Source organism: Anabaena sp. FACHB-595, assembly GCF_048568275.1.
Taxonomy (GTDB): Bacteria; Cyanobacteriota; Cyanobacteriia; order Cyanobacteriales; family Nostocaceae; genus Trichormus.
This window is the reverse complement of record NZ_CP183473.1, coordinates 3,896,803-3,920,950: the sequence shown is the minus strand read 5'-3', so window position 1 is coordinate 3,920,950 and position 24,148 is coordinate 3,896,803. Positions and strand designations below refer to the sequence as shown.

19 protein-coding genes are annotated in these 24,148 nt (G+C 39.5%); 7 read left to right on the top strand and 12 right to left on the bottom strand.

The annotated features are described in order from the left end of the window. Positions 1-186 precede the first annotated feature (186 nt). Positions 187-645, bottom strand: coding sequence for a pyridoxamine 5'-phosphate oxidase family protein (locus tag ACN222_RS16255; RefSeq protein WP_010997397.1), 459 nt, complete (start codon positions 643-645; stop codon positions 187-189). Positions 646-1,306: 661 nt separating this feature from the next. Here ACN222_RS16255 and ACN222_RS16250 point away from each other — a divergent pair. After that, complete coding sequence (locus tag ACN222_RS16250; protein ID WP_010997396.1) at positions 1,307-4,294, top strand: cation-translocating P-type ATPase; 2,988 nt, start codon at positions 1,307-1,309, stop codon at positions 4,292-4,294. Positions 4,295-4,330: 36 nt separating this feature from the next. Beyond that, positions 4,331-5,515 (top strand): methionine adenosyltransferase, encoded by a 1,185-nt coding sequence (metK, locus tag ACN222_RS16245; RefSeq protein WP_010997395.1) that lies wholly within the window; start codon positions 4,331-4,333, stop codon positions 5,513-5,515. A gap of 198 nt (positions 5,516-5,713) precedes the next feature. Here metK and ACN222_RS16240 read toward each other — a convergent pair whose 3' ends face one another. From ACN222_RS16240 to ACN222_RS16225, 4 genes are all read right to left on the bottom strand, one after another. Further along, positions 5,714-6,601: an ABC transporter substrate-binding protein gene (locus ACN222_RS16240; RefSeq protein WP_010997394.1), complete on the bottom strand. Its 888-nt coding sequence runs from the start codon at positions 6,599-6,601 to the stop codon at positions 5,714-5,716. Between the two features lie 11 nt (positions 6,602-6,612). Beyond that, entirely contained in the window at positions 6,613-9,246 is a 2,634-nt protein-coding gene (locus ACN222_RS16235) for a TonB-dependent hemoglobin/transferrin/lactoferrin family receptor (protein ID WP_010997393.1), read from the bottom strand. Positions 9,247-9,566: 320 nt separating this feature from the next. After that, on the bottom strand, positions 9,567-10,346 hold the full coding sequence (locus ACN222_RS16230; RefSeq protein ID WP_010997392.1) for an ABC transporter ATP-binding protein: 780 nt from the start codon (positions 10,344-10,346) through the stop codon (positions 9,567-9,569). 24 nt (positions 10,347-10,370) lie between these two features. After that, positions 10,371-11,408 carry a FecCD family ABC transporter permease gene (locus ACN222_RS16225; protein WP_010997391.1) on the bottom strand — a complete coding sequence of 346 codons (1,038 nt, stop codon included), beginning with the start codon at positions 11,406-11,408 and terminating at the stop codon, positions 10,371-10,373. 590 nt (positions 11,409-11,998) lie between these two features. Here ACN222_RS16225 and ACN222_RS16220 point away from each other — a divergent pair. Further along, positions 11,999-12,400: a response regulator gene (locus ACN222_RS16220; protein WP_126986987.1), complete on the top strand. Its 402-nt coding sequence runs from the start codon at positions 11,999-12,001 to the stop codon at positions 12,398-12,400. Here ACN222_RS16220 and ACN222_RS16215 read toward each other — a convergent pair. Continuing rightward, positions 12,363-12,767: a DUF2294 domain-containing protein gene (locus tag ACN222_RS16215; protein WP_010997389.1), complete on the bottom strand. Its 405-nt coding sequence runs from the start codon at positions 12,765-12,767 to the stop codon at positions 12,363-12,365. The two genes, ACN222_RS16220 and ACN222_RS16215, sit on opposite strands and share 38 nt — an antisense overlap. 1,308 nt (positions 12,768-14,075) lie before the next feature. On the opposite strand from ACN222_RS16215, the gene ACN222_RS16210 reads away from it, so the two are divergent. Both ACN222_RS16210 and ACN222_RS16205 read left to right on the top strand, forming a co-directional pair. Beyond that, complete coding sequence (locus ACN222_RS16210) at positions 14,076-14,546, top strand: tetratricopeptide repeat protein (RefSeq protein ID WP_010997388.1); 471 nt, start codon at positions 14,076-14,078, stop codon at positions 14,544-14,546. Between the two features lie 72 nt (positions 14,547-14,618). Beyond that, on the top strand, positions 14,619-14,843 hold the full coding sequence (locus ACN222_RS16205; protein ID WP_010997387.1) for a hypothetical protein: 225 nt from the start codon (positions 14,619-14,621) through the stop codon (positions 14,841-14,843). A 197-nt stretch (positions 14,844-15,040) separates the two neighbouring features. Here ACN222_RS16205 and trpC read toward each other — a convergent pair whose 3' ends face one another. The 3 genes from trpC to ACN222_RS16190 form a co-directional block, all read right to left on the bottom strand. Next, positions 15,041-15,883, bottom strand: a complete 843-nt coding sequence (gene trpC / locus ACN222_RS16200) for an indole-3-glycerol phosphate synthase TrpC (protein WP_044521702.1) — start codon at positions 15,881-15,883, stop codon at positions 15,041-15,043. 199 nt (positions 15,884-16,082) lie between these two features. Continuing rightward, complete coding sequence (locus tag ACN222_RS16195) at positions 16,083-16,328, bottom strand: HetP family heterocyst commitment protein (RefSeq protein WP_044523119.1); 246 nt, start codon at positions 16,326-16,328, stop codon at positions 16,083-16,085. A gap of 208 nt (positions 16,329-16,536) precedes the next feature. Continuing rightward, positions 16,537-18,723, bottom strand: coding sequence for an anthranilate synthase (locus ACN222_RS16190; RefSeq protein ID WP_044521700.1), 2,187 nt, complete (start codon positions 18,721-18,723; stop codon positions 16,537-16,539). A gap of 1,817 nt (positions 18,724-20,540) precedes the next feature. Between ACN222_RS16190 and ACN222_RS16185 the strand changes: the two genes are divergently transcribed. Then, entirely contained in the window at positions 20,541-21,407 is an 867-nt protein-coding gene (locus ACN222_RS16185; RefSeq protein ID WP_190449584.1) for a DNA-binding response regulator, read from the top strand. 73 nt (positions 21,408-21,480) lie between these two features. Here the strand turns inward: ACN222_RS16185 and ACN222_RS16180 are convergent, their stop codons facing one another. From ACN222_RS16180 to rsmA, 3 genes are all read right to left on the bottom strand, one after another. Then, positions 21,481-21,798 carry a DUF3082 domain-containing protein gene (locus ACN222_RS16180; RefSeq protein WP_010997382.1) on the bottom strand — a complete coding sequence of 106 codons (318 nt, stop codon included), beginning with the start codon at positions 21,796-21,798 and terminating at the stop codon, positions 21,481-21,483. 3 nt (positions 21,799-21,801) lie between these two features. Next, positions 21,802-22,755, bottom strand: coding sequence for a 4-(cytidine 5'-diphospho)-2-C-methyl-D-erythritol kinase (gene ispE / locus ACN222_RS16175; protein WP_010997381.1), 954 nt, complete (start codon positions 22,753-22,755; stop codon positions 21,802-21,804). A gap of 69 nt (positions 22,756-22,824) precedes the next feature. Continuing rightward, entirely contained in the window at positions 22,825-23,640 is an 816-nt protein-coding gene (gene rsmA / locus ACN222_RS16170) for a 16S rRNA (adenine(1518)-N(6)/adenine(1519)-N(6))-dimethyltransferase RsmA (protein WP_010997380.1), read from the bottom strand. Positions 23,641-23,914: 274 nt separating this feature from the next. Here rsmA and ACN222_RS16165 point away from each other — a divergent pair, with 274 nt between their 5' ends. Beyond that, entirely contained in the window at positions 23,915-24,091 is a 177-nt protein-coding gene (locus ACN222_RS16165; RefSeq protein ID WP_269083603.1) for a type II toxin-antitoxin system RelE/ParE family toxin, read from the top strand. Positions 24,092-24,148 lie beyond the last annotated feature (57 nt).

Here is a 24,148-nt window from a genome sequence, read left to right as displayed (position 1 = left end):
CAATATATCTAAGTTTAGCGCAAAGTTATGGGCATGAGTTTAGTTAAAATATAGGATTAATTACTTAATTTATTAAATATAGGTAGGAGACGCACTGCGTTGGTGTTCGCGTGGTATCTCCCCCATGAGAAACTGCCAAAAGGGTTGACGTTGGTCATTGGTTACCCTCAGCTAGGGCTTGGTTGATTAAATGTTTTCTCCTAGACCACTCATACTTTTTGCATGAAAATTAGACTGGTCATCCCAGTAATCAACTCTTTTGATATTCACTTTTAGCAAAGCAATATCTGGTTCATTTAATCCTTGAGGGAACCAAGTTTCCAATTCTGATTTCCATCGTGCTTGAATTTTCTGACGTTCTTTTACTAGTTCTGCTGTAGCTGAAATAGAAATAAAGCTTTGCTGATTTGGTGATGAGAAATTCACATTCACCTGTTGACGGTGTTCAATTTCCAAGACTTTGTGAGAACTGGCTGAGGTAAAAAACCAGAGTGTACCTTCAGCATCAATATCACCATTGAAGTACATCGGGCGACTGTGCAAACTACCATCATCATCGACAGTAGTTAACATGGCGTAATCCATGTCTGCAATGAGTTCTTTTAACTGTTGAACTTGTTGATTACGATCTGTAGAAGTTGTCATCTATTTAATTACTCTATGTTGTCTGTGTTTTTTATGATTTCTGAGCTTTAAAGCCACTTACTAGTAGTAGCATTTTTCTTTAATAATTATTTCAAACTCAAGGGATAATTTAGTCAAGAATTAACCAGTAATTATCTTTCTTTAGTTACTTGTTTATAGAAAACAATCGTGATACGCAGACAATGCCTAATTTCGCTGGAGATGAAAGAAACTACTATTTAATATCTATGAAGTTGACTCTATAACTTTAGGCTGATGGAAACAGTGGTTTATTTAAGTACCGTTCTAGATGATTAAAGCTTGATGACAGATAGACTGAAACCACCATCAGATGTCACAACTTTGATCACAATCTTGAGTATACTTTTGTTTTTGATGGTTTTATAAAACTTAATCTAAATGTGAATATTAGGTTATGGCTGGAGGGTCGAATTTTAAACGCAGCGAAAAGTCTGATGCCTCAGACATCAGAACTTTTCAAGACAGAGTGGCTCTGGGATAGGTGGAGTTTAATTCCTTGTTCATGGATTGAAAATATAAATTTGGAAGTCTTAACAGTTGCTGTTATCAAAAAGAGTATGCTTAATAACTATAATTAATCAGAAGGGGCTACATATCAAAGATTGCACTTGTTCAGGGCGTTACAGGAGTAGAGATTGCTGTGATTCAAGCAATACATACTGGGGTCAAAGGGAGAGCGAGATATAAGGTAAAAGAACTTTATCATTCACTGTCTCTCAAGGAATATTTGGAGCGATCGCTTGTCAATCAACCAGAAATAATTAATGTTTCTGCTAATATCTCCACAGGTAATGTGCTTGTATTGTTTTCGCCAAAATATAATTACAAGCAGATTGCCAATTTAATTGATCAAGTTATATTAAATTACCGGAAAATTCATCAGCAAGTTCAGCCATTTAAATCTAACAAAATTATTAAGAAATCCAAACAAATAAGTGGTGTTAAACAGCAAAGAAGTGAGAATTGGCATCTTATGCCAGCCAGCACGGTTGTGGATACCTTCAACACCTCTGCATCAGGGTTATCCAGTGAGTCTGCCGCCGCTAATTTGAGTATATATGGGGCGAATATCCTTTCGGAAACGGAGATACGTTCTAGTTTCAGCATCTTAGTTGACCAGTTCAAGTCTTTACCTGTAGCTTTGCTGGGTGTGGCGGCTGGTGTATCGGTTTTTACTGGAGGGTTGATTGATGCTGTAGTTATTTTAGGTGTGGTTGGTGTAAATGCTGTGATTGGCTACGCTACAGAAACTCAGTCAGAACGCATCATCCACTCTCTCAAGCACCAAGAACAAACGTCAGCTTGGGTGATGCGAGATGGCAAGGCGCAAGAAATTCCTGTAGAAAATGTAGTTGTGGGCGATGTTTTAATTCTCAAACCAGGTAGCTATGTAGCGGCAGATGCCAGACTGATTGAGGCGGATAATTTAAGTATTGATGAATCGGCTTTAACTGGTGAAAGTCTCCCTGCCAGTAAAAATACGGCATTTTTGACAGGTGAGGATGTACCATTAGGCGATCGCCTAAATATGATTTACAGGGGAACTTATATCACCGGTGGTCAAGGATTGGCGGCGGTTGTAGCCACTGGACAATTTACGGAAATGGGACACATCCAAACTCTGGTAGGTACAGCCAATGCGACAGAAACACCCCTGGCCAGACAACTAGACCAGGTGGGTAGCCAATTGGTAGTCATTGGGATGGGTCTTTGTGGTCTGGTGTTTGGTATGGGAGTGCTGCGGGGATATGGTTTAGTGCAGATGTTGAAATCATCCATATCTTTGGCTGTAGCGGCTGTTCCTGAAGGTTTACCGACAATTGCCACCACAACCTTAGCCTTGGGTATCCGTGATATGCGGCGAAACAAAGTCCTTGTCCGTAGTTTGAGTGCGGTGGAGGCTTTGGGTTCTGTGCAGACAATTTGCCTGGATAAAACCGGGACAATTACGGAAAATAAAATGTCGGTGGTAGAAATTCACACCAACACGCGGGAAATTAAAGTTACAGATGGGGAGTTCATCGCCGGGGGAGAAAATATTAACCCCTATATGTACGATGAACTGTTAAAGCTGATTCATGTCTCGGTTCTCTGCAATGAAAGTGAAGTGAGTCGAGACGATGGTGAGTATGTAGTCACAGGTTCAGCGACAGAAAACGCCTTAATTTACATGGGAATTGCGGCGGGGGTAGATGCGATCGCCCTAAAAGATAAGTATCCTTTACTACAAACGAATCTGCGATCGGAAAACCGCAATATTATGAGTACCATCCACGAGACTCATAATGGACATAAATTTGTCGCTGTTAAAGGTAGTCCCGGCGAAGTGGTGCAGATGTGCCAAGGGTGGATGAAGGATGGGCAGGTAGTGCCTTTAACCGATGCAGACCGACAAATGCTGGAAATAGAAAATGACCGTATGGCGGGTAAAGCTTTGCGGGTGTTGGGTGTAGCCTACAACCATATAGATGAATCCCACAACGGCAACCATGAAACAGACCTGATTTGGTTGGGTTTAGTAGGGATGGCAGACCCAATTAGAAGGGGTGCAAAAGCATTAATTGCCGACTTCCATCACGCCGGCATTGATACCGTCATGATAACCGGTGATCAAAGCCCAACAGCTTATGCGATCGCTAAAGAATTAGAATTGAACCGTCATACCCAACTTGAAATTCTCGACTCCACCAACCTCAACAACCTCACCCCAGAAGCCTTAACCGCCCTCAGCGACAAAGTAGATGTATTTGCCCGTATCAGTCCCAGTAATAAACTGCAAGTAGTCCAAGCTTTGCAAGGTGCAGGTAAAGTCGTCGCCATGACCGGTGATGGCATTAACGATGCCCCCGCCTTAAAAGCTGCCCAAGTTGGGGTGGCAATGGGTAAAGGGGGAACCGATGTCGCCCGTGAGGTAGCAGATATCGTCCTGGAAGACGACAGACTGGAAACCATGATTATCGCTGTCAGTCGGGGACGAACGATATACAACAACATCCGTAAATCTGTGCATTTCCTCCTAGCGACCAACCTCAGCGAAATCATGGTCATGACCACCGCCACCGCCGTAGGTATTGGCGAACCCTTGAATGCAATTCAATTACTTTGGTTGAATTTAGTTACAGATATCTTCCCTGGTTTATCCTTAGCGATGGAAGCGCCAGAACCAGAGGTATTAAGTCAACCACCCCGCAACCCAACAGAACCAATTATCAAAAAATCCGATTTTGGCAGAATCACTTTTGAGTCCGCCACCATATCTGCAAGTACCCTAGCCGCATACAGTTACGGCATCCTCAAATATGGTATCAGTCCCCAAGCCAGCACCATTGCTTTCATGGGTCTAACCACAGCCCAACTACTACACACAATTAGTAGCCGTTCCGAAAAACACAGCATATTTAGTTCCGAAAAACTCCCACATAATCCTTACCTAACTGCGGCGGTCACTGGTTCTTTTGCCCTGCAACTACTCGCTGTAGCTGTCCCACCCCTAAGAACTTTATTAAAGATTACCCCCATTAATCTGGTTGATGGTGCGGTAATTGGTGGTAGTGCCTTACTACCTCTGATTGTGAATGAAGCAACCAAAAATACTGGCGCAAGCAAGATGATATTCCCCAGTCCCTAATCCCTAGTACCCAATCCCCAATCCCCAAGGTGAATTATGAAAAAAGATTTCATGTTTACATCTGAATCTGTAACTGAGGGGCATCCTGATAAACTGTGTGATCAGATTAGTGATGCGATCGTTGATCGCTTTTTACAACAAGACCCCTACGCTAGAGTCATTACCGAATGCGCTGCATCCACAGGTATTGTATTTATAGCCGCCAGATTTGAACCTAATACTAATGTTGATTTTACAAACATAGCCAGACAAGTTATTGATCAGGTTGGTTATGAACAAATGGAATTTAACGGTAAAAATTGTAGTATATTGACCAGCCTAAAAGAATTGCCTCCTGATCCATATCACTTATTTAATGAACACAAACTATCAGATGCAGAAATAGAACAAATTACTGTTACCAACCAAGCCACAGTCTTCGGCTTTGCCTGTCATCAAACCTCTACCCTCATGCCATTACCAATCTGGTTGGCACACAAATTAGCTAGACAAATTAGTGAAGTTAGAAGACAAAATCTTTTAAGTTACTTAACTCCTGATGGCAAAACTCAAGTAGGTGTTGAATATAAAAATCGCCTACCCTATAGAATCCATAGTATTACAGTAATTGCCAGCCAAAATAAACCGGGAAAACCAGACTTAAAGCAATTACAAGATGATATTAGAGAAACCGTAATTTATCCTGTATTTGCTGATGAAGAAATTAAACCAGATGAAAAAACTAGAATATTTATTAATCCCGATGGCCCTTTTATAGTTGGCGGCCCGGCGGTACATTCTGGTTTAACTGGGAGAAAAAACGCCATAGATACCTATGGTGAATATTCCAAACACAGTGGTTCGGCTTTAAGTGGTAAAGACCCCATCAGAATAGATAGAGTAGGTGCTTATGTCGCCCGTTATGCTGCTAAAAATGTAGTCGCTGCAAACTTAGCTGATGAATGTGAAGTACAACTAAGTTATTCTATCGGACTGGCTAGACCTGTAAGCGTCCAAGTAGAAACTTTTGGAACAGGTAAAATCTCAGATGAAGATATCACCGTCTTATTAGAAAAGCACTTTGATTTTCGTTTAGCAGGTATTCTGAAACAATTTAATTTAAGACATCTACCCTCATTAACTAAAGGGGGATTTTATAGAAAACTAGCGGCTTATGGTCATGTAGGTAGACAGGATATCGATTTACCTTGGGAAAAAATAGATAAGGTAGGTTTGTTTTAAAATTTCAGGATATCTGCGGGGATTGGTAATTGGTAATTGGTAATAGTAAAAAACAGACCATTGCTACGCCTTAGGCTATTCTGACTTGTGGTACTCAGCTAAGGCGCGCCTAAATTGCATAACGGCTAATAAGGGCTGTCAACGGTCAACAGCCCTCACGATGGATTTTGCAACTTAAAAGCAGAATAAGCTTAGTCCCTAATTCAATGCTGTCTGACGTAATTTATTAGTCACCTCTTCTACTGTATTCACACTAGTAGGACTAATTAAACCATCATGATGGAAAATGTAGACTTGGTTATTTTGTGTTGCTTTTAGTTGATTCCAAAAAGGTAGTTTTTTAAAATCATCTGGATTCACATTATCAGATTCCATGATAAATATTTTCTCTGGATTAGTAGCCAATATTTGCTCTTGTGAGAGAGTTAAATAACCTTGAAATCTAGTATTAGCTTGTAAATCCCCTGTGACATTTTTGTATTGAAATTTTTCTAATAAATCACCAGACCAACTATTTCTATTAGGGGATAAGGTTGGCTGAGTACTAACTAATACTAAAACAGATTTACCATTTTCGGGAATTTGAGCTATAAAGGATTGGTATTTATCTAAAATTGGTTTCGGGTCAGCACCGATACGTCCAGCTAAATCTTCTGTCAAAGTTTTCAAATCTTGCCAACTCCTCGTTTCATGAGAAACTGTGTTAATTCCTAATTCCTTGAGTTTATTTAAAATCTGACCTTGAAATGTTTCTGAACCAATGACTAAATCTGGTTTTAAAGCCACAATTTTTTCTAAGTTAATGTTACCCCTCCCGCCAATTCTCGGTAATTGAGCAAATTTAGCTTTAGCCACTACATCGGTATATCTGCCAGCCGGAACAGCCAATAGTTTGCTTTTATCCAAGTTGTAGATTAAATCTGCACCTAACGGTGTCAATGCTACTACCCTGGTTGCTAATTTGATTGGTTGCGATGCAGCCTGTTTTGTATCTGTGGCTGTAGAGTTATTTGGATTATTTGCACAACCCCATAAATTAACAGTCACCAAAAAAGACATCGCCCATAATATCAGATGTTTATTCATGACTAATCTCTTCAAAATCTCCAATTCAAACTAATAGCGAAATTTGTCCCAGGTTGAGCATAACGCCCCCGTTGCGCCGCAAAAGCGGTAGCATTACTATTAATTGTCCGCACATCCGCATACTGATAATATTCAGTATTGAAGATGTTATAAACACCAGCCGTTAATGTGAGATGGGGATTGATATTGTAGTAACCAACAAGATCCACTAAGGTATAAGCATCAGGTTCATAAAAATCGATTTTTCTGGTTGCTTGTCCACCATTCTGTACACTAGTTTGGTCATCAACTAATGCTTGTTCTCTAGCTTGGGCGACAAAAGTACCGATTAATTCTGCACCCCATGTATCATTTGGGGACTGATATCCTAAACCAATAACTGCTTGTAAAGGATTAATCGTAGTTAAGGGGATATCTTTGGTTAAATCATTACCAATTTGCCAACCTAAAGCGCCTTTTAAGCTAAAACCACCAGGTTCTGGACTAAATCGGTAAGCTGTTTTAATTTCTAAGCCAAAAATTTCTGCATCTGGTATATTCTGCGCCTGAAAAATCTGGAAAGGAATCGCTCTTCCAGCCGTTCTAAATGTCCCGAAATCATTGGTGTCAAAACCAACAAATACAGATGGTTCAATGAAGTTTCTATAACGGTTGTAGAAGCCAGTAATATCAAAATCAAATTGTTGGGAACGGCTACGTAATCCTAGTTCAAAGTTATTGCTGGTTTCTGCTTGTAAATTGGGGTTAGAAATACCTTTATGGGGGCGTAATGGAATATCAGCGCGAAAAGCAAAATTTAGTTCGCTATATAGTGGGGGACGAAACCCACGGGAATATCTACTAAATAATGTTAATCCTGGAGATGGTTCATAGACAATTCCTAAGCTGGGAGAAAGTGCAGATGTGGAATAATTTACCGCGTCAACGCCTTGCTGTTTTTGTGTAAATTCAGGATTATTTGCTGTGCTTAAGTTGTAAACATCAAAGCGCAAGCCAGGGATTAATTTTACTTTACCATCACCAAAGGAAATTTCATTTTGTAAGTAAGTACCAAGGCGGAAAGTATCGCTATCAGGAAAGTCTTTCTGGGGGAATCCGGCTGCATTTACTCTTGTGCCTGTGGTGGTAATAAAGTTAAAGTAATTGCGTTCGTTGTAGTTGTGGGAAATTTCTAACCCAGAGGTGAGACTATTTTTGATATCCCCTATATTAAAATCACTGCGGAGTTGAACATTTGCCCCAAAAATTCTGTCGGTTAAATCCTTATCTGCTGCTTCTGTTCTGATAGTTCCCGCACTGCGGACACTCCTGTTACTATCTTCTTCGATAATTGCATTTTGGTAATAAAGATTCGCACGGACAAATTGCAACCATGATTTGCTGTTGGGATTATCGTATTGATATCCCAGACTAAATCTGCTACGAGTTGTTGTGACTTCTTCTTGTAAATCTTGAGTTGAAGCTTCAAACACCATTCCTGGTAAGTTGGCGGTGGAGAATCGACTATCAGTAATGTTGTTGAAATATTCTCCAGTCAATTCCAGAAAACTTTCCTGGTTAAAGTTATAAGTTAATTTTCCTAGAAAGTTATTGCGGGTTCTATCTTGGTCATCTTGATAAATGCTGTTTCCTCCAGCTACTTTTAGTGACCCACTATCACGTCGGGTATAGATAAATAGAGTGTCGATATTATCCAACCGATTTGCTTGGACAAATGTTCCGACAAAACCGCTATCTTTACTACTATATTGTGCGCGAACACTTGTATAAGAGTCTTTACCAATATTCTCTAATAGACTTCCAGTTCTAGCGGTTGCAAAATTAACTGTTCCACCTAACGCGTCACTTCCTAATACTGCGGAATTATTTCCTCGGAAAATTTCTAAAGCGTTTAAGGTTTCAATATCTACAAAGTCTCTACCCAAACGAGTAGCACCATAGCTATATTCATAAGGTAGACGAATACCATCTACTTGCAGATTGACGCGATTTCCACTCAACCCTCGCAAGTTGATTCCTTGTAAACCACCGCGACTGTCATAGGGTACGGAAATCCCTGGTTCATAACGCAATAAGTCTCTGACATCTCGCGCTTGTTGTTTTTCTATTTGTTCCCTATCGATAATGGTGACGTTAGCCGGTGCTGTTTCATTTGCGTCACGGTTTCCCACGACGTTGAGTTCTATGGTATTTTCTGCTGCTACTGCTTTAGGTGTGGGTATGACACTCAACGCCAGTCCCTTTTGACTTTCTCGTTGTTCAACGTTTGGTAATGTTCCATCTCCAACGATTTTGATTTCTACTTCTGTTGCAGATTGTTGAGTAACGGTGAGAGAATTGATTCCCGGAATGGGTTTATCTTTGATGAAGTTATTACCGTCAGGAAGATTTAGTTTGACATTGCTTAATTTAATAACTACGTCGGTGCTATTTTCAATAATTTCCCCTTCAGGAATTTCTCCACTAGCTGTTTCTATGATGATGCTGATTCCTTTGTCAACTTCCTCAAGATTAATGGCTTTGATTTCAGTTAACTTGGCATTTTCTACCTGATTAACTGGATTATTATTGACTGGTATTTCATTTCCCAGTGCAGCTATAGGAATTGTCACCGCCAAAACTGCTGTGAACAAATAATATTTCATGAATTCTCCTCAGCAAAAAAATTAAGACGCATGAAAATTACGCCATTAATATGATGATTAATGGCAAAATGAAGTCATAATATTTACCTTCATCTATTTATGAATTGGGTGAATATTATTGGTATGAGATTCTGTAAAAAATCCAATTTTTGGTGGTTTTTAATATCTCTGCGATGCAGGTTTTATTTTGATCATTACTTTAGGTAGATGCTGATTCATTAGCAATGTTTAGTATAACATTTTTTGATAATGATTATCATGTTTACCATATAAATATCATTTATATTTACTTACGTATGTATATATTACCGACAAAATTTTTATTGAATCGGCGCTAATGGACAAATTTGCAATCCTACAGGAGTATTCAAGATGGCAACTTCTACGCCTAACACTTCAGCTAAATTTTCTGGTGTGAGAACAATTTCTGGTTCTCCTAAAGCAAAAATATTACCTTGATAAAGTAGAGCAATCCGAGAACTATATCTAGCAGCTAAGTTGATTTCATGTAAAACGGTTAAAATCGTAATCCCTGGCTTTTGATTCAAATTTTTCAATAGTTCTAATAGTTCTAATTGGTAGCGAATATCTAAATAAGTTGTGGGTTCATCTAATAAGAGAATTTGCGGGTCTTGGGCTAAAGCTAGGGCTAAAAAAGCTCTTTGTCTTTCACCGCCAGAAAGTTGCTCTACTAAACGTTCCTGATAGCTTTCCATCTGAGTTAAATGTAAAGCCTCAGCAATTTTTTCTCTATCTTCTACATTTAATTCCCATTGCCACCAAGGTTGGTGCGGGGTACGCCCTAAAGATACCAATTGCCTGACTGTTAACCCTGGAGGAATTGCTTGCTGTTGGGGTAATAAGGCTAATTTTTGAGCGACAATATTGGCGGGTTGAGTATGAATTGCTTTCCCATCTAATAATACAATTCCTGTTTGGGGAACTAATAAACGACTCATGAGTTTTAGTAGGGTAGATTTACCAGAACCATTCGCACCTACTAAACTCAACCACTCACCTTTTTCAATTGCTAAGGAGATGTTATTAACTACAGTTTTCGCTGTATATCCACCCGTTAAGTTTTGCGTTTCTAGAGGCATAAGAATAATTCGTAATCAAGAAGTTCAAATTCCGCTTTTACGACGATAAAGTAACCAAATAAATAACGGTGAACCTAGCAACGCGGTGACGGAACCAACTGGGAGTTCTACTGCACCCAGACGGGAAAGTAAGTCTGCAATGGTCATGACTAATGCACCTCCCAAGGCGCTGAGTGGTAAGACGGCGCGATAATCTGTGCCTACTAGTAAGCGGATACCGTGGGGTACTATTAAACCAACAAAACCAATCAAGCCGCCAATACTGACGGCACCTGCGGCTAATAGTGTAGCAACTCCGCCGATGAAAATGCGCGATCGCCCCAAGGAAACTCCCAAACTTACGGCTAATTCATCCCCCAGGTTCAATAAGTTCACCGATCGCGCTAATAAACATCCCAAGACTAATGCCACACTAATATAAGCACCAGCCGTAGTCACTTCTGCCCATCCCCGGCCATTTAAACTGCCAATCAGCCAATTTAAGGCGGCCTGTATCCTGCCATCTTCTGTTAACAGTAGCAACACAGACTGTATCGCCCCAAACATGGCACTTACCGCCACACCACCCAAAATCAACCTTTCTACAGAAATACCATCCCCAGTCCTGGCTAAAAAATAGACAATCACTGTAGTCAGTACTCCCCCAACCCAGGCCGCCAAGGGAACCCAAGCTAAGAATACCCCTAAACTAAACATGGCGATCGCTACCAAACCAGCACCCGCAGAAATCCCCAGTAAAAAGGGGTCGGCTAGTCCGTTGCGTAACATTCCCTGGAGTAGGGAACCTGACATTCCTAAAGCTGCACCCACCAAAATCGCTGCTATAGTCCTTGGTAGGCGCAAGTCCCACAGAATGGTTTGATAAATTTGCTCTCCCTGTCGCCAAATCGCTAGCCACAATTGTTCTGGTGTCATGGGGACAGCACCAAACGATAAAGAAGCGCCTACTGCCAAAATGAGAACAACAACTAAAAATAAAGTAGCTAAAAATACCCGCGCTTCATTTCTAGAAGCAGCGCTAACATTCTTGAACATTTTTTGCTGTCGCTGCTTTAGTTTCATGGATTAATCTGGACTGCTGATAATAGATGCTTGACGTAATAGGAATATAGTGGTAATGGATATCAAATCTACTAAGAGTGAGAATAATTCTAATTGAATACCTATGTCAAGAGACGGGCTGTCGTAGAAGTGATGAAACCCTAGCAATTCATACTATTAATGTTAGCTCTCCTGAATAGCTATAGGACTTACGCATCCAGGTTGTCTGTTGAGACTGGGTGTAAGGGTTTTAAACATTGACACCCCTACACCCTTCTCCAAACCCTTGATTTCTCGTTTTCATGCGTAAGTCCTAACATAGTTAAGTTGCAATTACCACTTGACTATAGTATTAATTTAGAATCAAGATATTAACTTGATATACTTACTAGCTTGTTACAGTTTACCCTCAACATCAGCGTAAATGTTCAACCTAGTCAAGAACATACGAGCCAGCCATGTCAAGCCGCACTCAGCCGCGTGAAGTCAGCCTCGTACATCCGTCAAATCACTTACTAAAAAAGACGTCCATTATTGGGAGTGATTTATAATACTCGACCGAGTAGTGAATTTTGGGTGTATAGCCTTGCATGAAGGGTGACTATTTTTTTATGGATAGACGGCCATTGATTTTAGTTGCAGAAGAAAATCTGCATAATTTGGAACTGCTCAATTCCCACATGAAAACTTTAAACTACGATTGTATTTGTGCCAAGCAAGGAGTTAGAGCAATTATTTTGGCACAAACTCAAAAACCGGATCTCATCATATTAGATATGATACTGTCGGATTTAAGTGGTAGCCAAGTAATTAATCACCTCAAGCAAGACTCAAAAACAGCAAATATTCCCATTATTGCTGTTATACCTTTTATTTTGGTGCAGAATCAAGACCACCTTTTTCTTACAGGTGCTGATGACTACATTACCAAACCATATAATTTTATTCAGTTAAATACTTTGATTACTCATTATGTTAATCGGCGACATTCTTCCAGTTTACTTTCGGAATAGATTCTGGATTGCGTACTGTGGGTAACTCGTCTAAAATCACGATGATGCCTGTACGACCTGTGGCTAAATTAGTATTGCTCATCAAATCGAGAATAGGCTTACCAATCACTTTCTCGATCAAGATTTGTAGTTCTCTTTTAATTATTTTATCTAGCAATATTCTTATTTGTTCGACTAAAATTTCATGACCTCCATCCAACAGTGTACGCTCAGTTTGGGTAACTGAATTTTCTAAAGAAATCACCAATTCAGAATCAAAAAAGTGACAAATAATTTGGCTGGGTCTCTGTCCCAGCTTCTCATTATACAGAGAACTGACCCGTTGTGAAATCTCTCTTTCTAATTGTCCAATAGTTGGGTTTCCCATTATTTTCTAAGTGTGATCGACAAGTTTTGTGACTGAGGCAATCAATAAGTATTCAAGTTATAGGTAAATAGAAAATACTTCCTGTGTATACATTGCAAGCAGATAATGTACTTAAAACTTTGATCCTTCAGTGTTGTGGTCACCTTTCATCTGTACTGATTGGCTAACTGTTATATTTTACTATTGAAAATTAAAATTTATACCGTGATATCATACCCTATATTTTTTGAATTTTTTATATAGAAAATATAGATATTTTATGAAGATGATGATTCAGTTACGAACTCAAATTTATTTCCATAATTTGTCCTCTGGGCAGCAGTTACTTAAATAAATAAGCTACATATATCAAATATCATAAGTACGCCCCAGTGATTATTTATTATTTTGCTCAAGCAGGAGAAAAAGGTTATAATTTATCTCATCTTGATATTGACTTAATATAATTAAGTTTATTTGTGTCTTCCTATTTAATATATCAGCTTGATTGACTTGGTGAATGAGGAATAATGCTTTATATGCTAAAGAACCTGATAAATGGGTTGTGTATGGTTCTATGCGTTTATATGCTTATTCACCAATTTTAGACTCTATTGAGTATATTTCTATTGAAGGATTTTTGGTAATGACATGACAGCTATGGAAAACTCCAACTTCTTGTGGTGAAGATTTTCAATGTTGTGCAAAATGAAAAGAACATTGCCTATATCTCATACTTCCAGTATATTCCACATCGATAAATGTAAATCTTGTCAACATAGGGCTATTAGGATCATATCTCGCTGCCCAAAGTCGTGTGAACCTTGAAATCGTACTCAATAGGAACGAAGGTAAGAATACATAGTCACTTGTACGGTTTCTGGACAGTTGACGGTTAACTGTCAACTGCAAACGCAAAAAGATGTGGAATAGGATCAGGTTATGAAGATGATTCCACAGGGGAATGTGCATCCCATTGGCTACGGATAATAGGGATACCGCCCCGGAAAGCTGTTTGGCTTCAGCATCATTACTACTGTTTTGTAATTTTTTTATGAACCATTCATTACTGAGAATTTGTCAATCACTAATAGTCAGTTTTTGTTTTTAAAACTTTGATGTTCTAATTCCTCCCTACTTAAGGGTGCATCTGCCAATCTATGGCTCAAGAGTATTACTTAATACCAAAAATCTCATGTCCCTTGCTGAATTTGCTATGATCACCGAAGAATTTTTATGAGGAATTTAAAATTGACTTAAGCAATTTCCGACGAAAGTTGATACCTTGATAAAAGGAGACAATTACTGACAAACATCATTCTAAAATTCATGGATTCTTCATCAATTAGTTCTTTACTTGAAGATTTGAAACATTCTGATGCTTTAGTTCGGGAACAAGCCACAAAAAAACTCTGGCGGATTTGGTTTCAACAAAAGGGAATGTATGGGTTAGAGAAAATTGATCAGAGTCAAAAATTACTGGATGCCGGGGAAATTACTGAAGCTGAAGTAATGCTCACACAATTAATCCAAGAACAACCAGATTTTGCAGAGGCTTGGAATCGACGGGCTTTTCTCTATTACAGTATGGGAGAATATCAAAAATCCCTGGCTGATTGTCAAATGGTCATTCAAATTAATCCAGTACATTTTGGCGCACTTCATGGTATCGGTTTATGTTATGCGGCGCTAGGTAAGTATGCTAAAGCTATCAAAGCTTTTAAACGTGCCTTGGAAATTCAGCCATACTCTTTAGTCAATCAAAAATTAATTTTAGAGTGTACTTTCCGACTCAGCTAAAAACTGATGAAGGAGGATTCAGCATCTTTAGAATACTGAGTTCAACCTGAAAAAGGAACATTCTCTTATTCTATGTATCCATCACCACCCGCATTAACACCTGTTCATCGCCTTAGTCGCCATCAATTTATTCAATGTAGTTCTATTTGCCTTGCTAGCAGTATGATTGCTGCCTGTGCCAATAGTAATCAAGCATCCACCTCTAACGGGCAGTTAGATAAAATTACCTTTGGGACAAACTGGTTAGCCCAAGCAAAACACAGGGGATTTTATCAAATGATAATTCTCAGATATTGATGTTATTTCTGGCGATCGCATATGCAAAAAGGCCAATTGTCGTATTACCAGAATAAACAGTGATGAGTAAAATAAAAACCCCTGGTTTGTCCAGGGGTCAGGGTTTCGCTGAGATAAGTAGTTGATACTACAATTTGTTCTCAGCTATTTCCTGATAACTACCAGAAGTTTTTCTCTAGTTTCAACTGGACATGATATTATTTATCCCCTGTAAGCAGGTAACGTACAGCCTGCTCGATATCTTGTTCTTTAATTAAAGATTCTCCAACTATCACTGCATTTGCGCCAGCTTCCGCTACTAAGGATAAATCTGTGTGTGTATACAATCCAGATTCGCTGACGACGGTGATACCCAAGTTTTGTAGATGCGATCGCCTGGCTGTTAATAAGTTTTGGGTGGTACTGATATCTGTGGTAAAATCTTGCAGGCTTTGGTTATTAATTTCGATTAAGCGAACATCGTCTAATTTAAGTATCCTATCTAGTTCAGCTAAACTATGAACTGCGACTAAGGCATTCATTCCCAAAAAGTGAATTATTCGCAAAAAATCTTTTAGTTCTCTGTCTGTGAGAATGGCTGCAATTAATAGTACTGCATCGGCTCCTGCTGCTCGTGCTAAATAAATTTGGCAGGGGTCGATAATAAATTCTTTGCATAATATGGGTAGTGGAACCCGTTGGCGGATAGCACGGAGAATTTCAAAACTACCATGAAAAAATGAGCTATCTGTCACTACTGATAGACAAGCTGCACCACCTCGTTCATAAGCTTTGGCGATCGCTACTGGATCAAAATCAGCGCGAATCATGCCATGATTGGGTGAGGCTTTTTGTATTTCTGCAATCAGGCTAGGTTGGTAAGGATTTTGCTGCAAAGCTGTCAAGAAATCCCGCACGGTTGGCGCAGCAGTTAATTGGCGTTGTAAAGAAGCCAATGACATCTGTTGGTGTAGTTGTGCAACTTCTTGCTTTTTCTGCCAAACAATTTCTCTAATAATTGGTTGCAGACGGTTGGTATTAATGGCGCTAGGGTACAACATCATAACCTGCTACGAATCTGGAGAGGGGATAATTAAGAAAGGGTATAAGGGTATAGGGGTGTGGGGGCCATTATTCCCTATGTTCTTATATCCAATATTTACTAACAAGCTGCGGGTTTGTAGGGGATTTCTTGTTACTCCCCTACAACAAGAATTCAAGTATTCAGCATCATTTAAAACATCTTTTTTCAGATGTGGTTCAAATCAAGACCTCTTGAGAGTCATTTCTGCCTTCTTGATTTTTCCCACCCAGACAGTTGTTTTTGAGTAAGCGAATATAAGTACGGTAAGGGATGTAATCTATGGGGTTATAACCAGAGTAGCGCAGCAGTAAAACGCAAGCCCAAGAATACTTTCCGGCAATTATTGATTTAATAATTTGGTCTACTTGCTCATTATTTATTTTCTTAACGTTCTGTGAATTGTAAATGTCTTCCTGATACATAACTTCCCCTGATGATTTTATTTGATGGTTTGAAAATTGGTAATTGGTAATTGGTAATTGGTGATGGAGAAGAGAATTACATTTATAGCTGTAGCCAGATAGATTAAAACATCCAGCTAACATCAAACCCTGATAAAACAAGACTTTCAAATCTGTCAACAGTCAACTGTCAACAGTTAACTGTCAACAGCTATATTACCCATTACCACTAAGAGTAAATTGATGTTTCTAAAGTTTGGGTATATGTCTGCACCACATTTTTAATGATTGTCTGACCAACTTCTCCTGCTAGGGTCATGATTGACTCTGGATGAAATTGGACGGCGGCTATAGGTAGTGTTTGGTGTTCAATTGCCATAATTACATTGTCCTCAGAAATCGCTGTGACTTTGAGTTCACCGGGTATAGTTTGGGGTTGGGCAAATAAGGAATGGTATCTACCCACGATGAAGGATGCTGGTAAATTTTGAAACAGCACAGAATCAGGTGCAGTCACTGAAATCCGTGCGGGTTTACCGTGTTGGGGATAATCAAGCACGCCTAATTCTCCGCCAAAAGCTTCCACTATGCCTTGTAATCCCAGACAAACGCCAAAAATGGGGATTTCTCGACCTACCAAGGCTGCAACCGTTTGGGGAACTCGGAAGTCACTGGGTCTACCAGGGCCGGGAGACAATACCACTAAGTCTGGGCGTTCTGCATCAAAATATGATTCAGCAAAACCATGACGTAGGGTGGTGACGGTTGCGCCGGTGGTGCGGATGTAATTGGCTAATGTGTGAACAAATGAATCTTCGTAGTCGATGAGGAGGATACGCTTATTGTGGGCGATATCCCCAGGGCGATGACTATCGTTTCCTTGAGTTTTATTGGCAGTGGTATGACGGCGAATGGTCTCAAATAATGCAGTCGCTTTAGTAATTGTTTCCTCTTCTTCGGCTGACGGAATGGAGTCGTAAAGGACTGTTGCACCAACTCGCACTTCGGCGATGGAGTCTTGTAAACGAATTGTCCGCAAGGTTAATCCGGTATTCAAGTTACCATTAAAGCCTAAATAACCAACTGCTCCCCCATACCAACGACGGGCGCTGCGTTCATGCTGTTCGATGAACTGCATGGCGGCTCGTTTGGGTGCGCCTGTGACTGTAACTGCCCAAGTATGACTCAAGAAGGCATCTAAAGCGTCAAATTCCGGCCTCAGTATCCCTTCTACATGGTCTACTGTATGAATGAGGTGGCTGTACAGTTCAATCTGGCGACGACCAATCACCCTGACTGAACCGGGTTCACAAATCCGCGATTTATCGTTGCGGTCTACGTCAGTACACATTGTTAACTCGGCTTCATCTTTATGGGAGTTAAGCAACTGACGAATTTGTACAGCGTCGCCTAAAGCATCTTCTCCCCGTCTAATAGTGCCACTGATGGGACAGGTTTCCACTCGCCTACCATCAACTCGCACAAACATTTCTGGTGATGCACCTATGAGATATTCACCACCCAAATTCAACAGAAATCCATAAGGACTAGGATTAATTTGCCTTAAGGTCTGGAATAGTTGACTGGGTGATTGTTCACAGGCTGTAAAAAAGTTTTGACTAGGAACTACTTCAAATAAGTCACCCCGGCGGAAGTAGTCGAGTGCTTGCTCAACTAGGTTGGCATATTCTCCTGGTTGATGGTCAGCAGTTTGGTTTGGTAGAAGATGTTTACCCTGGTAGTCGATGGACTGGCCTGTCCGTGGAAGATGCTCGGTGTTGCCATGTTCTGTGGCAAATTCATACTGGTGACGATATGCTTTTTGTAGATAGTAATCTACAACTATGAGTTCATCGGGTAGATACAGGACTAAATCCCGTTGGTCTGCGGGACGAGCAATTTTTTGGGGAATTGGTTCAAATTGAAATACTAAGTCGTAACCAAATGCACCATATAACCCTAAATGCTCGTCTTCATCACTCGCAAAAATCTGGAGAATTTCGCGGATGACTGTAAAGGCTGACGGTTGTTTACTCCGTTGTTCTTCTGTGAATAACTGTTTTGTGGGTCGAATTTCACCTGTGATGTAGTCATGATTGAGGCTGATTTGTTGTAGTTGCGACTGGGCTGATAGATGCTGGAACAAGGTTGGTAGTAGCACCTGTCCGCGAGGATTGAGTGAAGAGATGGTAAATGCGTTCTCTCTTGTTGTCAGTTGTAATGGGGGATTAATGAATCCAATCGCCCATCTTTTGTATCGCCCTGGATATTCGTAACTACTGGTTAACAAACCTCCACGTACTTGATTTAGGTGAAAGAGAATTTCATCTAGTGCAGTGTCCATCTTCACCTCGGTTGTGCTACGAGATACGCGCACGTTACCAAGGGTTGTGTAAGCAAGTGTATAGTAATTCATTGTCTTTTCTTTTCTGTGTGTTGGAGGGAGTATAGCGCGAACGGTTCGCCCTACTTTTGGCGATCGCTGATTGAGGGGTGTAACCCATCATTCAACAATCAAACCAATTTCACTATCTCCAAAAGAAGATTTTGACACTACAGCATAGGAAAAACAGCACAAAACATTTCCTACAGAAGCCTTTGCAAATGCTCAACCACAGATAAAAGTGGACTTTTTCTGGTCGGTTGTAGGCGATCGCTATTTTTGAAAATAGGGGTGAATTTAGCCAGTGAGCATTTTTATCTGCTTAATAAATATCTAGTTAAACCCGCCCCTAAAAATGAACCGTTTTGCAGAAGCAACTTCTTTGCTAAGATTACTCAATCTTTGGCAGTAGATATATGATCAATTTTTTGATAGACATATCTCTTTTTTCTTTATTTAAATTTACTGGCTTTTTTTAACTTTATTATCTAAGTAATATGTGGCGGAATAAAATGATACCATTTAAAGTCCAAATAAAAAATAAAAGTTTTTATCTTTTTGTGAATTTGCAATTATTTCTATTTATACACCAATAGAAATAAATCAGACTTATAGTTGCGAGCATTATTATTTACACTAGCAATATTCAATTATTGAGTTTGTAACAAACAATCCGAGACATAAAAATATATTGCTAATCGAAAAAATTTAAATTGATATATTCTTTTTCTTCTCAGCCAATTTTTTATGCCTGTCGATGCTTGTAATTCAACAATTTAATACTGAACACTCGATTAAAGAGAGGAATTGTACGATGTTTTATCCCCAATCAAATGAGAGCAGATTGGAGATGCTACATTTTTTTGAGAAACCATGAGCAGCTTATTAGGATGGTATTAAGCTTACGTGGTAGTTGTCATACTTGTGGCTAAACAAGCCTTATTCGGCAGTAAATGTATATTTGGTTACAAAATAGCTTAATATTTTATACTTCTTTCGACAGATAAGTGATAACTATTGAGAAGGATGATGGGAAGGAAAGGTACTCCCTCTGACAGATGACCCGGACTGTTATTATATAGTTAAATCCGATATAAATTAAAATAGTAAAACTTCTGTTTAGGAGCTAAAAATTCGTTTATTTTAGATAACCCATTATTTACCGGACTGCAATATTACTACTTGTTTTTGATGAAGACAAATTACTTCTAAGCTATTAAAAAATGTTATAGGCAATCTATGATGATTCTAGTTTAATATTATCTTTTAAATCTCTTTAGAGAAATCAAGTAAATATATGTCTCTATATAATGTGAAATAAAACTATCAATAAGGACATTTTCTTACGCACCATCTTTTTTATTGATTAGGTTTATATTTAATTTTGATGCCACTTAGATAATACATAATTCTTTCCCATGAAAATTATGGGATGATTAACTTATGAGCTATCACAAGATAAGCGACAAATGTAAATATTATTTACTTGAATAAAGCAAGGGAAAAATGTTTGTTTTAATGAGTTGACATGAGAAATATGAAAAAAGGCAACGTTTTAGTGATTTATTGATTAAAAATTATCTAGTCTTCATTTCAATAACTGTAAGTGCCTTCATATTATTAAGTCTGATTAGCAGGAGCCAATAAGAATATGAAACGTGGCAATAATAATTTCTCTGAATTTGTTTCTCAATTTTTCCTAGCCATAACATTTGATTGGGGGCTGAAGCGTTGTACACCTGTTTAGGTGGTGATTTTTACCTTGCTTGAGGAAAGGACACCCAGTTTTTCTATATGGCTGATAGTTTCTATTGGTAACTGAAATGACCACCAATCTTAGTGATGGAAAAATGACAAACGAATCATCGAAAACAATCCTGGTTATTGAAGATGATAGCGATAGTCGCAATCTCTTTTTAGCGGTGCTTGAGGCTAGAGGTTTTGATGGTATAGCAGCTGAAAACGGTGCGGCTGGTATTCAACAGGCACAAAAATATTTACCAGATTTGATTATCTGCGATATTATGATGCCTGATATGGATGGTTACGATGTTTTAAATGTGCTACGCCAAGATCCTCTGACCGCGATTATTCCCTTTATTTTTCTCGCTGGGAGCCATGAAAAAGGCGGTCTTCGCAAGGGTATGGAGTTGGGAGCTGATGACTATATTACTAAGCCTTCTACTATAGAGGAAATACTCAAAGCGATCGCTATCCGTTTAGAAAAGCAAGCTTTACTCAGGTATTGGTATGCAACTAAATCCCATCAACTTACCGAATCCCTCGCTGTAGACTCTGAAGCAATTTTTCCCTCTATTCCCCACCTTCAGGAAGTTTTTGATTATATAGAAGCTCATTATCATCAAGGAATTACATTATCAAATGTAGCTGTTGCGGTTGGTTATTCACCAGCTTATCTAACTAGTAGAGTTGCTAGAGAAACGGGGGATACGGTAAACGCCTGGATTTTCAAGCGGCGAATGGCCGCAGCGCGTCCTCTACTAAGGAATACTAATAAAACCATCGAACAGATTGCGACAGCGCTGGGTTATCAAAATGCTTGTCATTTCTCTCGCCAATTTCGCCAACATCACGGTTTACCTCCTAAAGCTTGGAGAAAACAGCAACAATCGCTCCAGTCTGGTAGAAATCTGAAGCCACAACTGATTGATGTTTGTCCTCAATCGGAAAAATGCTTATTGACTAGCCGGAGTTAATTAGGACTTACGCACCCAGATTGTCTGTTGAGACCGGGTGTAAGGGTGTAGGGGTTTAAAACATTTATACCCTTTAATTACTTTTAGGTTTTATCAACTGCTGCACTAACAGTTGTACGGCTAATGCTAACAAACCAATTGTCACTATAGCAAATATCCCTGTTCCCAAAGCGACTATCCCAACTACCAAGGTACGCACAGCAGAGGTCAAGCTGATAACTAACTGGTTATCCGAGTGGATGGGTTTTTTGGCAAAGGTTGTAGCGATGGATATCATTAATAAATACAAAGCATATCCCATTCCGCCAGAAATACCTGCTCCTGTTATGCAGCGTAATGGCGTAGGTGGAACTTGTCCTGATGTATCTGTTTGTTGAGTTTCGTTGTTCATAAGTTACCCATTACCCACAACTTGAATCCCATGTGTAATTGTGCGAGTTACAAATAATTCTAAATCTTCGTCGGGAATTGTTTGTCTTACTTGCTGCTGAACTTGTTCTGCTTGTGCTTGAGTTTCACACAGAGCAAATACTGAAGGGCCTGAACCAGACATCATGGTTCCGATAACACCTGGTTGAGATGCTAACAATTCTCGGAGGTGCAAAACTTGCGGATAGGAAGGTAATACTACTTTCTCTAAATCATTGTGCAGTCTTTGGGCGATCGCTACAGCATCTTTTTCTACAATAGCCTTAACTATACTACCTGAATGAACTGCGGCGGCGCGGGAGGCTAAGTCATTGGTATCTCTAAGATAAGTACTACCATATTCTTGACGGTAGTTTTTATATGCCCAGGCGGTGGAAACTTCTAAGCTGCGATATTTGCCTAATACTATATATATATGATCCAAACTGGGCAAGGGGGAAAGTTGTTCTCCTCTACCTGTGGCGATGACTGTACCACCAGCCACACAAAATGGTACGTCGGAACCAAGAGTAGAGCCTAACTCTTCTAGTTCTGTTTGGGTTAGTCCCAAGTTCCAAAGTAAATCTATCCCGACTAACACAGCTGCGGCGTTAGTTGAACCTCCAGCCAAGCCAGCTGCTACGGGAATATGTTTGTGAACGGTAATATCTACACCCCCATGTTTCGTGAAGGCTTCAGGAAATCTTGTCACCATCAGTTCGGCGGCGCGATATACGAGATTACTTTTGTCTGTGGGAACTTGTGGGTGGTTGCAATGAACGTGGATAGTTTCACTGCTGAGGGAATGTATTTCAATCTCGTCGGCTAGGTCGATACTTTGCAATATCATCACTAACTCATGATACCCATCGGGTCTGTCGCCGATGATTTCTAGATACAAGTTAATTTTGGCGGGAGCAATTAATTTGTAGGAACGCATGGAATGGGAATTGGGGACTGGGGACTGGGGACGGGGATTTGACTTTTATCGAAAATCCAAAATCTGAAATTACTCTACTCCCAACAAGTTTGCTAATTTTACCCATTGCTGAGTGCTGATGTCTTCAGCTCTGGCTTGGGGGTTTATATTTAATTGTTCCAGCAATTGGCTCAGGCGATCGCGGTCTACCACCGATTGCAAATTATTCCGTAGCATTTTACGTTTCGCACCGAATCCTAACTTTACCAAATTCTCTAGTCGTTTTGGGTCATTAACAGGAATTTCTATCTGTCGAGGACGCAATCTAACAACTGCGGAATCTACTTTTGGTGGTGGATGAAATGCACTCGCAGGGACATCGCAGATAAATTCACAATCAGCTAAATATTGTACCCTGACCGATAATGCCCCAAATGTTCTTGATCCAGATTTAGCATATAACCTTTCGGCTACTTCTTTTTGTATTAACAATACTATGGAGTCAAATGGTTCGAGGTTGGGATTAGAAATAGTTCCTAATAGTTTTTCTATTATCGGCCCAGTAATGTTGTAGGGAATGTTAGCAACTACTTTATTAGGCTTTTGAAACTTAGGAAATGATCCTAAATTTGCGGCTAAATCTATTGTCAGGAAATCTCCCTGTAACAATAAAAAATTTTCTTTCTTTCCTAATTGTTTAGCTAATAGTTCACATAAATCTCTGTCTATTTCTACTGCAACTAAAGACTGCACCGCAGGTAATAAACGCCGAGTCAGAATACCTGTACCGGGGCCGATTTCTAGGATGCGGTCATTTGTACTACACTCTGCCGCCTTCACAATTGCGTCGAGTGCCTTCTCACTTTTGAGCCAATGTTGAGCAAAGAGCTTGCGCGGTCGTACCATTATTTTTCCTTACTATATTTGAATCTCGGTTTTTTAGAAAAAATCCATTTCTTACTTTTTTCTTACTTTTAAATGTAAATTTTTAATGCCTATCATTGCTTATATCTTGATTTTTCATACTTTATATGATACTGGTGATTTAGGGTAATAGCATAATATCTCTGCTATCGCGTTAGTTATAATAGTATCCTTCAAAGACCAAGGTACTGAAGATATTTTTGATGGTAGCGATTCAAAAGAAGCTCGAAAAATCTGCCCTATTAACCTGTGAAATATTACTCAAAGAAAACTAGACCAACTAAACACAGCAATTTCTTTGAATGATATGAAAGTGCAACCAGTCCATAAAATAGAACCTGTAAAAAGCAACAGAGAAGGACATCATATCATTCTGATTAATCATCAATATTTCATCTGCTTTAGATGGAAAGAGAAGAAGAGGAAGACTTGAACACGATATTAAAACTTACACACAAATAATAAAATAATGGAAGCGATCGCCTACTTT